A 13685-nucleotide genomic window follows, 5' to 3' on the forward strand; every position below is an offset into this window, starting at 1 on the left:
TTTTGTTTTTAGTAAATATTTAGACATAAGAAAACCCCCGAATTGGAATCTTTGTCCAATTCCGGGGGTTAACTTCACATATCTTAGAAATTCGTAGATCTGTTTTGATTTTTCTTTTGTTTCGTTATTTTGATCGTTTTTCATTATTCAGTCCCACTGTTTAAATTAATATTAATGTAAAAATTATAGACTTATAAATAATAAAAAGTCAAAAAATTTTTTCAATTATTATTAGCTTAAATAATGTTAATTGAAATAGCTTTTCCTAATTTTATATAGTCATTCACACTGAATCTTTAATATTACTTTTTCACAAAATAAAAAGACTATTTTTGCATAAGTGATCAAGCAAACCAGTTCTATCCTTTAGTGCTCTTATTTAACAATAAAATTAGCTATTTTTTATTTTGCTGATTAAAATCGAAAATTGCAATTTTAAGTTGAACACTCTACTTGATCTGATAGATGCAATCTAATCTTCTTTCATATAATTCATCGGGTGTGTGGTAGGCTAAGATCTTGCGGGGCAGGTTATTGCACCATTCCTCAATGCCATAGATTTGCATTAAGTCATAATCCTTGATGTACTTGCCTTTGGGAATGAAGCGCCGAATTAGCCGGTTGTGCCGCTCAACCCCGCCCTTCTCACAAGAAGTATAAGGGTGCGCATAATAAACCAGCGTCTGCGCTGCTTCTTCTAACTGGGCTAAATCCGCAAACTCAGAACCATTATCGGTGGTAATGGTCTTAAAGACTTCGTGCCAGTGCTCCTGGTATTGGCTGCGCAAGGTTTTAAAGGCCGCCATGACGCTGACAGCCGTCTTATCCTTAATCGGGATAATCATGAATTTGCGGGTCATGCGTTTACAGGGTCAAGAGAGCCTGGTCATCTTTGGTTTTATGTCCTAAAACTAAGTCGCACTCCCAGTGGCCAAACTCGCGGCGCTGGTTAATAGCAGCAGGCCGTTCACTAATACTGCGACCCAATCTGCGTTTATGCTGGCGTACCCGTTTGGCTTTCGTCTTACGGCTTAAGCACTCAGGCAAGTCAGTTGCCTTAATCTGTAATAAACCAAGTTCCACATAATGGTAAAGCGTCTTGGTGCAGACTGTTTCATTCCAGGTAAAGGCGCTGCTGGCTAAGGCGCGACCGGCACAGGCATCAAGCGACCAGCCCTGCTTGAAGAAGTGCTGTTCAACGTACTTAATGAAGCGGGTTTTGGCTAGAAAAGCTTGCTTACGGCCGCAGTTTAAGTGCCTTATCTGGTAGCGTCTTTGCGCCACTTAGGCATCGTAGCGGTACCGTTTGCCGTGATAGAGTGCAATCTGGCCGCGTTCAAGCTCGTACTTGACCGTGGTGGGCGAACAGTTGAGGGCACGGGCAATTTGACGCAGGGACTGGCCTTGGCTGCGTCAAACTTGGATAATTACGCGGTCTTGCAAAGCAAGATGTTGGCCCTTTTGGTGAGTAGATATGGTAGAATTAAGGGAGTTCATTGGTAACTTCTTTCTAGAATTTTGGGTAATTACATTCTATCAGAGAAGTCCAATGGACTTTTTTCATTTTCTAATCAGGGCAGGTGTTCAACTTCATTTTACAATTTACCTCTATTTATTTTTTACAACTTTTTTCAATTCCTGCCATAATTCACATATTCTTTTATCGTATTTTGTTAAAAACAGGTCATTGTTTATTAAAAAATTCGCATCAATTTCGTATGCTAAAATTTATTTTTTACCTTCTTTCTTTCAGCGATAGCAAAATTATGGCGAATTTGCTCTAAAGTTTTATTTTTATCTTTTTCTTCAGAAAACAGGAAGCTTATTGTATTGTCATCCTTATATTCTTCATATACATCATGTCTTAAAAGATTAGCCTTAGCTGCATTAAAATTAGTTCTATGCTTATCATGCTCATTTCGCTTTATTCCACAACAATATATCTTTTTCGGCTCATCATCCATACTTTTAATTTGGGAGCCTCTTTCCCCATCTTGTCTACTGGTTAGATTACGATTAACGTTAGTGGGAATATTCCGATTCAAAAATTTATAAAACCTCTTAATTATATCATACAGCTCTTTTTTTGTTAGCTTATGATTTGGGTTTGGTTTAGGAATGATGTTAAAAAAGTTAATAATATCATATGGTTTACAATTGATACTATTACTATTCGCCCATACTTCTAAAGTAGGATGTGATTTTTGATAACTATTACCATTTTGTTTTGATAAATTAAAAAATTTGATTTTAAGTAATTGATATTGTTTAGTTTTTTCTTCATAATCTGTAAATAAGGCATCAAATGTACAATTAGGTTGTTTATCAGGATATTTAAACGTTATAGCTGTTATAACTTCATGATTTTTCTTCATATCATCCCTAAGAAGCTTTAAGTTGGATAATAGATGCTGCATGACTTTCTCTCCTTTGCTTATATTTAATAAAGTAAATTAATGGTAAATTGTAAAATGAAGTTGAACACTTGCCCTGATTAGAAAATGAAAAAAGTCCATTGGACTTCTCTGATAGAATGTAATTACCAACCTAATTCTAGAAAGAAGTTACCAATGAACTCCCTTAATTCTACCATATCTACTCACCAAAAGGGCCAACATCTTGCTTTGCAAGCTTTAACATTGCTGATTTTATTTTCTGATCTTTTTCAAATTCTTAAATATCTCTGCAGTAGTCATATCTATCGCCACTTCCGAGTTTATAGAACAATAGTGGGGGATTTGTCTTGGATTTGAAGAGAAGTATCTCTCTTAGCTTGTATGCTTGTTCTTTAATGGCTCTTAACATGTGATGAGGTTTTTTCTACATCCATCAATAAAGTAGTAGAAAACTAGGGCAAGATTCCTTTCTTCATTGTCTTTTAAGGAAAAGATCTGATCATCGTCATTATAGAAAAGCATGTAATGACCGTACTCACCATAATTTGTAACTTCATCTAAACCTTTAGCTAATCTATTTGCTTCTTTGTTTATTCTTTTGCCCAAAAGCAAATTGGGGAGTTTTACGGTTGAAATTGGCGCAAGGTTTATAGAATCAAAGTCAAACTTTTCTGTAGGGAAACTAGATACGTTGTCAATCTGCTTGCTAATCATATCGAAGATTACATCAGGACTAATAAAAGTGTCATCCTTTAAATGCTTATACGATTCTTAAATGATTAAGTTAAATATAAGCTTGGCAAAACTTTTAGAATCATTGTCTGATGATTCTATTCTGTATTGGCGATAATCATCGGCCATTATCCCTAAAACATAATCTTTAGCATCAACGGCTTTTGCTTTTTTAAAAAAACATCGAAAACCATAATTAGAACCTTTCTTCTAATCCATTTCTTTATCTTTTTGATCCTAGTCTTAATCAATATTTCTAAATACCTTTTGTCGAAAACCAAACTTATATTTAAGCCTAATTTTGGTTCACAGCTTTTATTGTAGATCAGCAAATGCTTAGTTTAAAAAGTGAGTAACTCGATTACGACATTATTAATTTTCTTTTTCTGATTCTTATGTTTGTGAATCTTAAATCGAGTATAATGCACAAGCTATAAAGCTTTATTTTATCAGCGTTTGGACGTATTTTATATGTTATAATTGTATTAACCAGAAAAGTTAATATGAGCGGTGGCACTTCAAAGGAAGGTGATGCCTATGGAAGTTTTAAATTCCTACGCAGATCTTACAATACTGAGGTGCAATTTACGTTGTGGCGTGGCTGACTGCTATCATGCTTGCTCTGCTTTCGCTTCTGTGGTTTGGTTACGAAAGCATTGTTGTGATGACAAAGATCACCAAGCAGGCTCAGAAGCTTATAAAGTCTTACCGCAAGCTGCGCAAAATGCTACACAAACCGCTTTAACTTTTGGCGAGGTTAGCGGGTTTTGTAATCTATTAATATTAGCCGCTCTTAAAAGCGGCTCTGGGCAGGCGCTGTTTGCAGACAGCGCCTTTTTATTTATACAAATTATATCACATCTTTGAGATTTTTGAGCAAATTCCACTTGTTCAGAGTAGTTTTTGATTCCGTTCAATAGGCTAAAGCCTGATTCCAACAAGTCCGGGGTGGCTTATTTTTTGTGTAAATTTATGTTTTAAAAACCGATTTATATTCGATAATATGTCACAAAGCTTGATAAATCAACAAATATTTTTGTTTTATTTTTGCAAAATATAGTTGACTTTTGTTTTGCCGAAAATTGCAATTTTAAGTTGAACACCCTACTTGATCTGATAGATGCAATCTAATCTTCTTTCATATAATTCATCGGGTGTGTGGTAGGCTTAGTAATATCCAAAATTAATTAAAACTTGTGTAAACCTAGCGCATGTTGTGCGGCTAAGTTTAAAATATTCCATTGCCGATCAAAACTTGGTGAGAAGAAGAAGTCTTGCTCAGCTAAATCTTCTAATGTTAATTTATGACTAATTGCTAAACTTAAGACATTGCCTTGAGCGGTGATATCATGCTTGGACATAACTGCACCTCCCAGAATCTGATGAGTGTCCTTATTATAAGTTAAGGAAATATATCCTAACGGATTATCATTTGCAGGAATAAAGTCTGGACGCAAATGATCAATATAGATGCTGGTTGCAGCATTAATGCCGGCAAATTCAGCAGATTTTTGTGGAAGACCACTAACTACTGCATGTACATCACCAAATTCTAGTAATTGTCCGCCCACTAAACCTGGGAATGGGCGGCTTGGTTTTTCTTCAAACAAATGTTGCACTAAGTAATTTGCTTCATGGCGAGCAGCGACTGCCGATGGAATCGGCATTCTTTTATTAGCCGGGATTGATAGTGGCCAAATAGCATCACCCAAAGCATAAACATCTTTTTGATTAGTCCTTAAATATTCGTCTGTTTCAATATAACCCCGTTGGTTTAAATTAATAGTATCTTTAAGCCAGTCTGTATTAGCAACAATGCCTGCAGCAACAATGACTAAATCAGCTTTAATGTCACCATGATCAGTTTGGACTAGGTGATCATTGGTAAAACCAGTAACTTTTGTATCAAGCTTTAAATCGACACCCTTGTCTCGCATTTCTTTTTCAAAAACAGCGGTAAAGTCTTTTGAAAAATAATTAGCTAAAATATGGTTGCTGGCATCAACCAAGGTCATGTTTTTACCAGCTAAAACACCAGCTTCAACGGCAGCGATTCCGTTACCAGCACCCACCACAACGATATTTTTAATTTCATCATTATGAAGAGCTTCATTGATCTTTTTAGCCCAACTGTAGCCCCGCATTAAATAAACGTAGTCTAAATCTGCCCCTGGAATTGGCAATTGGAGTGGATCAACTCCTGGAGACAAGATTAATTTGTCATAGTTAACTTCTTCAGTCTGACCAGTTTGGGTATTTTTAATTGTAACTTGCTTATTTGCCGGATTTAAGGCAACTGCTTGCGAATTATTGACAATCTTACCACCTAATTTTTCCAAATCAGCAGGTGAAAAATTGCGTACATTGTCCTGACCGGTAGTTTTTTCTTCTAAAAAGAGCTTCATTCCGCAAGACATAAATGAAACAAAATCACTTGCTTCATAAATAGTGACATCAAGATCTTTATATCTGTCTAATAATTCGATGGCTGCCTCATGACCTGGATGAGAAGCACCAATGATGACTACTTTTTGATTCATTGAAAAAATCCCCTTTTTATCAGTATCTGAAAGCGTTTGTAGCACTTTACTGTCTTCTATGGTAACACAAGAAATACGTTAGTTATACAAAGATGCTCTAGTATAGCTAATTCGTTTATATATTAAAACCTATAAACAACAAAAAATTATGACCGTATAAATTGACTTTACAAATTTCACTAAATATAAAATTTGCTGATAATTTATGAATAAAATACGGCCAAGTAAATCAATTAAAAAGAACCTAAGAAGTATAAGTGGTACTCAAATAATAGTACAAATAGAATATCATTTGAGAAAGGAAAGTGTTCATTTAAGTATGTGAGATCAAAATGAAATTGCAACTTTTGCTATTGCTTTGAAATCCAAAAGAAAAGGCAAAAACAGTTCTTTGTCAAATTTTGTTTATAAAGAGTAAATGAAAAGAATCAAGTATATAATATACTGATTATTTATTTTCTTTGTTTTCTTCCAATCTGATCCTCATCAGAAAATTTTTGAAATTGGTGTGGCCAAAAGATGTGTGCTCAATTTGTTTAATTTTGCGATTGAAGCCTTCTACGTATCCGTTGGAATGATCCTATGTTATCCCTTTGACTACCACATAGTAGCACATGAAGTTCTTTAGCCATCTCAATCCGGTTACTTCAACGCAACACCACCAAGTCATTCATCTGGTACTATAGAGCCGATTGCAGGAGCTGAGGTCAGAGTTCATTATGAAGATAAAAATGGTCTCAAATTGGCACCTGATAAAATCTTGAGCGGTAATGTTGGCGATGGCTACATTACCCAAGAACTGAAATTTGCTGGTTATTTATTAAAGGCAAGGCCTTATAATGCGACAGGCTTCTTCAGCTACGAGCCTCAGATCGTAACTTACACTTACCTTAAAGGGACTGAAAGAATGGTAATGCATAATTCGTATCTCTATGATATTAACGGTAAGCGGGTAACGGGCAAACTTATGCAAGGCCAGATAATTACTACCTATGATACCGAAAACATAAACGGTCAGAAGTATTATCTTTTAGATAATAATATGTTTGTGGAGGCCACTAATATTACAGGTCAAAAGCGTAAGTTAAAGCACAAGGCTCTAATCTATAATCAAAAAGTAAAGAAAATAAGATATGCCAGTCTGAAGCGCGGACGCAAAGTTAGAACATATGGTGGTGCAGTAAAGCGGAAAGGTCGCTATTACTACATCATCGGACAGAACCGGTACGTGAAGAAGGCTAACTTTTAGAATTTTTGGTTAAGCAGTTCAGTAGTATAGCATAAATATGGTTATAACTACTGAGCAAAAACGGTCAAGAAAGAATTCACAATTTAAATGCACCTAATAGTAAGAATCAGCTATTAGGTGCATTATTTTGTATTATGCTATTTAAATTAGTCCAGAAAACTGTAAAAAGGTCCCGAAAGTTGCTTAACTTCCAGGACTTATTTTTTCTAGTTATAAATTTAATTCTGTTTTTAAGGCTTTAGTTAGTACAGCAGAAAAATTTAAATTTTTCTCTTTGCCCATTTTTACCAGATATTCTGGTACAGTTACAGTTTTGCGGATTGTCTTGGAATTATTGCGTCTATAATTATCCATATCAATGGCAACAATAGTTTTAATATCATTGTCAGCAACATGGATACTTTCTAACTTAGATGGTTTAGGATAATTAGTCGTGTCTTCCAACATTAATCCAATCATATCAGAAGCCATTTCCAAAGCATTAGTTAAATCTTCGCCCTGAGTAAAACCACCTGTAATATCTGGAACTTCGACAGTATAGCCAGTGTCTGCAGGGTGAAGTATAACAGGGTATACTAAAAGTTTAGACATATTAATTCCTCCTAACATGTAAAAATTAGCTGAAAAATTTATTTTAATCCAGCTTCTTTTAGAATTCTCTGTTCTAATCCTTTTTTATTTCTTTCGAATGAATGAGAACAGGAATAGTAACATTTGTAATGGGGTTATACATTTTTAGATGGGAACCGTTTTGAGACTTTTTCACAAAGCCTTGCTTTTTTAAAATCTTGATAATTTCTCTTGGCGTCTTCGTCATAAAGTAAATCTTCCATGTTTCTTATTATACGTATAAATACGTATAAATTCAACGAAGAAAGTTTAAAATTAAGTATCTCCATATATATTAAGATATTTGCCTGATTAAGCCCACCATTTTTTACCTTCATTAATTACTGAGAAAGGTTCAGAATGAATTATAGCCAGTATGTTTGCGCTATCATTTGTTTTGCATTTTTATGAAATAAGAGCGATGCAGTAACAACAGTGCCTGTCTTAAGAGAAAGGAGTAAAAATTATATGACTAAAAAGCTTTTTCGTTACTTAGCAGTTGCTATATTGGGCATTTCTGCAAGTCTGGTGCTAAACCAACAAACTAATACTGTAGAAGCTAAAAGTATTGTTAAGACCGTGATGCACGATGCCCAGGCTTATGATTTATACGGTGATAAAGTAAAAGGAAAATATGCAGCTTACACTCAGGTTAAGTTAGATGATCAACCAATTCCATTTTCTTTTAAGCCTTTTGCACCCGCATACCAAATTAAAGGTAAAAAGCAATATATCAAGGCAAGTAATATTGACGGTGTTAAACGCAAGGTCAAACGTAACTCTTATGTTTACGCTACAAGCTCTCGGAGGGCTGACTCCCGTTTGCTTAAAAAGGGTAAGACAATAACAACTTATGGCAATTCCTTCAAATTTAAGAACGGGCAACGTTACTACCGCATTGGTGGACCAAAAAAGCAATATGTGAAAGCCAGTAACTTAAGTAAGATTATTAGTTCTAATACAGAAGAAACAACTGTGAAAGTAACTGCAAAAGAAGGAGCTGGACTTTATGATTTTATTAAAGACGATACTTATTCCAAGAAAGCCAAAAGGGGTACAGAATTTACGGTAGACTATGCTGAAAATAATGGAGGAGATGAAGATGATCCCCAAATATTTACTTATCATATTAAGGGTACAAAATATTGGTTACTGAGCAGTGAAGTTAAAGCCAAAAAGAAAATGCCTGTACATTACTATGATTCTGAACATTATTCTTACATTAAGTTTTATAAAAATACAGATGTTTACAATTCAGACGGTACTATGCAAGATCATCACGGACAAAAGATCAGAAAACAAGGTGGGTTTTTAAAGGTAAATAAATTGCTTTATATTTGGGTACCAGCTGAAAAGAAAGCTGAATTATTTTACCACTTGAAGGGCCATGAATTTTACGCCTCTGCCTCACGAGAAGGAGGAACCTCTGTAATAGATGTTGGTGATGGCTATGTTAAGCAAAAAGATGTTAAATTTATTGCTGGCCTAAAATTACGTCCGAGTAACACTGCAGAAGAAGCCCAGCAAAACGCTAAGCAAAAGGCAGACAAATAAATTATTTTAAGATATTTGGCTAATTAAGCCCACCATTTTTTACCTTCATTAATTATCAAGAAAGGCACAGAATAAAATTATATGATTCCTTGTTTTGATTACAGAAATTAGACAATCAAAAATAAAGATAGCAATTTTTTGAAGAAGAGAGGTTAAAGTACATGAATAAGAAACTTACTCATTATTTAGCAGCTGGTTTTTTAGGCTTAACAACTATTTGGACATTTAATCATCAAGCCCATACTGTTCAAGCAAAGATTCCCAGCACCATAAGAACTGTTATGTATACGTCACAAGCATACGATGAAGATGGACGGAAGGTTAAAGCTAAGTATCCAGCTTTTCACCAGGTCAAAGTTGAAAAAAGACCATTAATCCTAACTTTCAAGCCCTATGCCCCATACTATAAAATTAGCGGGAAAAAGCAATATATTAAAGCTAATAACATCGATGGCGTTAAACGCAAGGTCAAACGTAACTCTTATGTTTATGCTACAAGTTCACGCAGGGCTGACTACCGCCTAATTCGGAAAGGAACTTCCATTACAACTTATGGTGGCACCGTCAAGTTTAAGAATGGTTTGCGCTACTACCGCATTGGTGGTCCTGCAAAGCAATATGTGAAAGCCGGCAACTTGGGCAAAATCACTGCTTCAAACACTGAAGAAACTATCGCAACAGTGACAAAAGACGGTAGGACTCCAATTTATGAGATCAATAATGGTCTCAAAACTACTAAAAAGGCTAAAAAAGGTACTAGCTTCGTAGTTGACCGTGCTCAAGAAGAAGGATATGCTGACGATATAACCAATATGGCTATCCCAAATGCAGTTATTTATCGTATTAAAGGGACGAATAATTGGCTCAATTGCCTAGACGTTAAAGTTAAAAAAGAGCTTCCGCATCATTTTTATAACTCTGAGCATTATTCTTATATTAGATTTTATCAAGATACAGACGTCTATAATGCTGATGGCACCAAGCAAGATAATAATGGACAAAGAATTAGGAAACAAGGCGGTAATATAAAAGTAGATAAATTGCTTTATATTTGGGTACCAGCCGAAAATAAAGCCGACCTGTTTTACCATATGAAAGGTCATTGGTTTTATGCCACTAATAAGCTAGATGGAACTGGCGGTAGTGAAGTGGATTTTGGTGATAGCTATGTCAAAGCGAGTGATGTTAGATTTATTGACGGCGTAAAACTAAGCCCGATCAATACAGCTGAAGAAGCAAGTCAAGCTGCTAAGCAAAAAACGACCAAATAAATCATTTTAAGAAAATTAAATAAATAATTTAATGCACCTAAGAGTAAAAATAAGCTTTTAGGTGCATTTTTATCTGTATTGCTGTGAATTCTTGTTGATAAATTTAGTATTAATATATCCCAGAATTAACTCAATTTCGATACATTCATCAAATTAATTTTGAACCTTTTTTAAAATTTTTAATGATTCAAAGTAAAGCTTTTTAAAATTTAGTCATCTTTTTAATTGTACTTATTGACAACGCTTTTTATTAGATCTAGTGTACTAGATGAATAGTACAAAGAAACAGAAAGTGAGGATTAGCTATGGCTGAAATTTTGCAGGTAAGTAATGTTACTAAAATTTATGAAAAACAATATCAGGCAATAGCAGGTATTAGTTTTGGAATTAACTTTGGCGAATTTGTGGCAATTATGGGTGCGTCTGGTTCAGGTAAGACCACTTTACTCAACATGATTTCAACTTTAGATACGGCTTCTGGTGGCAAAATTTATGTTGATGGCCATGAAGTCTCAAAATTATCTGATGATGAAGCTGCCAACTTTCGCAAGACAAAATTAGGCTTTGTTTTTCAAAATTATCGTTTACTAAAAAGCTTGACTGTAAGGCAGAACATTGCCGTTCCTATGTCATTACTGGGTAAGGATGACCAAGAAATAGATCAAAAGATTGATAAATTAGCTGAATATTTTAGATTAAGTAATCAACTTGATAAATACCCCGTTACTTTGTCAGGTGGTCAAAAACAGCGTGTAGCAATTATTAGAGCCATCATTAAAAATCCCGCACTATTATTAGCTGATGAACCAACGGGAGCATTAGATTCAAAAGCAGCAAAATTAATTATGGAATACTTAGCAAAAGTGAATCAAAAATTTCATACTTCTATCTTAATGGTTACCCATGATAGCTTAGCAGCTAGTTACGCTAATAAAGTTATTTTTCTAAAAGATGGCAAAATTGTTGACCAAATTGTTAAAAAAGGCAGCAATAACAACTTTCAACAGGAGCTAGCAAGGAAATTAGCCGAAGTAGAAGCCTAGGGGGGTGAAATTAATTATGAATTACAAAGTAATAGCTAAAAATAATATCAAAAATAGTTTTGGCCTATACCGAAATTATTTTATATCGCTTTCTTTAATTCTAGGATTATTCAACACTCTGCAAATTTTCGCTAAAGACCATGTAATTGCAGATTCTTTATCGAGTTCAGCCAAAGTAGAGTTTATGTCTTATGTTACTTCGGTATTGTTCACTTTATTTACAATCTTCTTTATTATTTACTTTAATCGCTTTTTCTTAAAGCAGCGTGCTGAAGAGCTGGGAATTTATTCCATGCTGGGTATGTCAAAGAAGAACATTACTTCGATTTTAATGACAGAAAACACCATTATTATTGGAATTGCCTGCTTTGTTGGAATGCTTATTAGTATCTTGTTTTATAGTTTAATAAAAGTACTTTTGATTGTAGCTTTAAAGCTTGATATACCCTATTTAACACATTTCACCTTGTCACCATTCATAATTACAGTAGTACTTTCAATTCTTATGTTGTTAGTTATCTTTTTTGATAATTACCATTTGATTAAGCGCTTATCTATCTTAAATATTTCTAATTTAAATCAAGTTAGCGAAAAAGTAGTCAAAACCAGGTCCTGGACAGCTTATTTAGGAATAGTTTCGTTATTAACAGCCTATTTCTTAGTCTTAGATCTCGTTAAACAGCAACAATCTTTATGGGTTAAAATTGGTTTTGCGCCAATGGCAATGATTTCATTAGTATTGGTAATAATTGGTACATTCTTAATTATCAAAAGCACTTTGGCTTATTTTATTAATCGGAAAATTAATAATCACCGTCAGTTGTACCGACCGACGAACAATATCTTTTTACCAGAATCACTGTTTAAACTAAAAACTAAATCAAATTTATTGGTTGTACTGTCCTTAGTTATTTCAGCTGTTATTGGTCTTGCCAGCACGACTTTCATGCTTTTAACTTATCCAAAAGCTTCGTTTATGAAAACTATACCTTCGGCTATTGAAATTAATCAGAAACTTGAACCTAATCAAGTAACCAAGGTAAAGCAAATAGCTAGAAAATATGATGGTAAATTTAAAGCAACAAAGGTAATTAAACTGATTTCTGATAAACCAATAATGGTAAACAAAAAGCAGTCAACTAAAAAATGCAAAGTTATTAATAAACAGGATTATCAAGAGCTGTTTAAATTACAAGGTAATAAGCAAGTCCCAAACCTTGCATTTACTAAGGGAACTGGATATATTTATGCCTTTTATAAGCCAAACAAATCTTGGCGTAAGGTAAATATTAATAGTATCAAGTTTAATTTGAAAGAAATGCACATGTGGCCTATGAACGCTGGATATGGCTACGCATATATAGTGCTGAATAATCAAGACTTTAAAAAAATAAGTAAACATCATTCAGCTAAAATGGTTTATACGGTTAATGGGCCTAATCTACGAGATAACAAGCAGCTTTATCAAGATATTAAGCATATGAACATTAGGTTTTTAAGCGCTTATAAAAAGAATAAAGATGCGGTTGACAATAATAGTGCAACATTTTTAATGGAAGCTTTCATTTCTGTGTTATTTTTTGTCTTTATCGGTTGTATTCTTTACTTTACTACTTTAATGGAAACTACAGAAGTAACTGACGAGTTTAGATTTTTAGATAATATTGGTTATAGTAGAAAACAATTGAAAAAAATAGCTAGTGCTAGTAATTTATTGCTTTTCGTTCCTCCTGCAGTGATGGGACTATTAAATGGATTAATAGCTTTTATTGGCTTTAGATACAGTTTCTTGGAAAATGATGTTGTGGAACTCATAGGAAGCTTTCAAATTGTGGGTAAGCCAATTATTGAAACATGTTTATTATTTTTAATAGTTTATGGATTAATCTACATTTTTTCATACCATAAAACTAAAGTGCTATTGAAAATATAAATTGAAAGAAATAATTTAAAAAATTAGATTATTAATCATATAAAGAAGGGTAGACCCCCCAAATTTGTCCTAATTTTTGGGGCCATATTAGCATTAAACTCAATGTCTTTTTGTTGGACTATAAAAAATAATTCTTCAAGACTATTCAGTCAAGACTGCATTTTTCTAAAATAACTATTTCTAATTGTTCATTAGGGGAAATAATACGCATAGCAGGCCAGCTTCCATAGAAACAAGACCTGAGCCACTTCTCGGTTGATCTATAAGTTCCATTAAAGTCATAAAAAGCATAACAAAACCTATGCAAGTCAAAAATATCTGCCTATTCCTAAACTTTTGTAAGAATTGAATAAATAGC

11 protein-coding genes and 2 pseudogenes are annotated in these 13685 nt (G+C 34.0%); 6 read left to right on the top strand and 7 right to left on the bottom strand.

Annotated elements, in window-relative coordinates:
• Positions 1-449 precede the first annotated feature (449 nt).
• From LDM92_RS08965 to LDM92_RS08975, 3 genes and pseudogenes are all read right to left on the bottom strand, one after another.
• A pseudogene (locus LDM92_RS08965) lies at positions 450-1497 on the bottom strand (IS30 family transposase).
• Positions 1498-1721: 224 nt separating this feature from the next.
• Entirely contained in the window at positions 1722-2417 is a 696-nt protein-coding gene (locus LDM92_RS08970; RefSeq protein WP_223902945.1) for a DUF6037 family protein, read from the bottom strand.
• Positions 2418-2798: 381 nt separating this feature from the next.
• The gene (locus LDM92_RS08975) at positions 2799-3110 is read right to left on the bottom strand and encodes a hypothetical protein (protein ID WP_223902946.1); all 312 of its coding nucleotides are present in this window, start codon (positions 3108-3110) and stop codon (positions 2799-2801) included.
• A 555-nt stretch (positions 3111-3665) separates the two neighbouring features.
• On the opposite strand from LDM92_RS08975, the gene LDM92_RS08980 reads away from it, so the two are divergent.
• Positions 3666-3995, top strand: coding sequence for a hypothetical protein (locus LDM92_RS08980; protein WP_223902947.1), 330 nt, complete (start codon positions 3666-3668; stop codon positions 3993-3995).
• Between the two features lie 320 nt (positions 3996-4315).
• On the opposite strand, the gene LDM92_RS08985 is transcribed toward LDM92_RS08980, so the two are convergent.
• On the bottom strand, positions 4316-5668 hold the full coding sequence (locus LDM92_RS08985; protein WP_223902948.1) for an FAD-dependent oxidoreductase: 1353 nt from the start codon (positions 5666-5668) through the stop codon (positions 4316-4318).
• Positions 5669-6116: 448 nt separating this feature from the next.
• Positions 6117-6245 (bottom strand): annotated as a pseudogene (locus LDM92_RS08990) (transposase); the annotation flags it as partial.
• A gap of 114 nt (positions 6246-6359) precedes the next feature.
• Here LDM92_RS08990 and LDM92_RS08995 point away from each other — a divergent pair.
• Positions 6360-6917, top strand: a complete 558-nt coding sequence (locus LDM92_RS08995) for an SLAP domain-containing protein (RefSeq protein WP_223902973.1) — start codon at positions 6360-6362, stop codon at positions 6915-6917.
• Between the two features lie 210 nt (positions 6918-7127).
• Here the strand turns inward: LDM92_RS08995 and LDM92_RS09000 are convergent, their stop codons facing one another.
• Together LDM92_RS09000 and LDM92_RS09005 are read right to left on the bottom strand one after the other, a co-directional pair.
• Positions 7128-7508 carry a type II toxin-antitoxin system HicB family antitoxin gene (locus LDM92_RS09000; RefSeq protein WP_223902949.1) on the bottom strand — a complete coding sequence of 127 codons (381 nt, stop codon included), beginning with the start codon at positions 7506-7508 and terminating at the stop codon, positions 7128-7130.
• A 73-nt stretch (positions 7509-7581) separates the two neighbouring features.
• Positions 7582-7734, bottom strand: coding sequence for a type II toxin-antitoxin system HicA family toxin (locus LDM92_RS09005; protein ID WP_309294916.1), 153 nt, complete (start codon positions 7732-7734; stop codon positions 7582-7584).
• A gap of 260 nt (positions 7735-7994) precedes the next feature.
• On the opposite strand from LDM92_RS09005, the gene LDM92_RS09010 reads away from it, so the two are divergent.
• The 4 genes from LDM92_RS09010 (at position 7995) to LDM92_RS09025 (ending at position 13327) form a co-directional block, all read left to right on the top strand.
• Positions 7995-9080 (top strand): SLAP domain-containing protein, encoded by a 1086-nt coding sequence (locus LDM92_RS09010; protein ID WP_223902950.1) that lies wholly within the window; start codon positions 7995-7997, stop codon positions 9078-9080.
• Between the two features lie 161 nt (positions 9081-9241).
• The gene (locus LDM92_RS09015; RefSeq protein WP_223902951.1) at positions 9242-10351 is read left to right on the top strand and encodes an SLAP domain-containing protein; all 1110 of its coding nucleotides are present in this window, start codon (positions 9242-9244) and stop codon (positions 10349-10351) included.
• Between the two features lie 305 nt (positions 10352-10656).
• Entirely contained in the window at positions 10657-11394 is a 738-nt protein-coding gene (locus LDM92_RS09020; protein WP_223902952.1) for an ABC transporter ATP-binding protein, read from the top strand.
• Between the two features lie 16 nt (positions 11395-11410).
• Positions 11411-13327 carry an FtsX-like permease family protein gene (locus LDM92_RS09025; protein ID WP_223902953.1) on the top strand — a complete coding sequence of 639 codons (1917 nt, stop codon included), beginning with the start codon at positions 11411-11413 and terminating at the stop codon, positions 13325-13327.
• The last annotated feature ends 358 nt before the right edge of the window (positions 13328-13685 follow it).

This window comes from Lactobacillus laiwuensis (assembly GCF_019972835.1).
Taxonomy (GTDB): Bacteria; Bacillota; Bacilli; order Lactobacillales; family Lactobacillaceae; genus Lactobacillus; species Lactobacillus laiwuensis.

What these genes read in the sequence shown, in the direction of transcription:
- LDM92_RS09025 (WP_223902953.1), top strand. Translation starts at nt 11,411, where the DNA reads ATGAATTACAAAGTAATAGCTAAAAATAATATCAAAAATAGTTTTGGC.
- LDM92_RS09015 (WP_223902951.1), top strand. Translation starts at nt 9,242, where the DNA reads ATGAATAAGAAACTTACTCATTATTTAGCAGCTGGTTTTTTAGGCTTA.
- LDM92_RS08980 (WP_223902947.1), top strand. Translation starts at nt 3,666, where the DNA reads ATGGAAGTTTTAAATTCCTACGCAGATCTTACAATACTGAGGTGCAAT.
- LDM92_RS09010 (WP_223902950.1), top strand. Translation starts at nt 7,995, where the DNA reads ATGACTAAAAAGCTTTTTCGTTACTTAGCAGTTGCTATATTGGGCATT.
- LDM92_RS09005 (WP_309294916.1), bottom strand. Translation starts at nt 7,734, where the DNA reads ATGACGAAGACGCCAAGAGAAATTATCAAGATTTTAAAAAAGCAAGGC.
- LDM92_RS09000 (WP_223902949.1), bottom strand. Translation starts at nt 7,508, where the DNA reads ATGTCTAAACTTTTAGTATACCCTGTTATACTTCACCCTGCAGACACT.
- LDM92_RS08985 (WP_223902948.1), bottom strand. Translation starts at nt 5,668, where the DNA reads ATGAATCAAAAAGTAGTCATCATTGGTGCTTCTCATCCAGGTCATGAG.
- LDM92_RS09020 (WP_223902952.1), top strand. Translation starts at nt 10,657, where the DNA reads ATGGCTGAAATTTTGCAGGTAAGTAATGTTACTAAAATTTATGAAAAA.
- LDM92_RS08970 (WP_223902945.1), bottom strand. Translation starts at nt 2,417, where the DNA reads ATGCAGCATCTATTATCCAACTTAAAGCTTCTTAGGGATGATATGAAG.
- LDM92_RS08975 (WP_223902946.1), bottom strand. Translation starts at nt 3,110, where the DNA reads ATGATTAGCAAGCAGATTGACAACGTATCTAGTTTCCCTACAGAAAAG.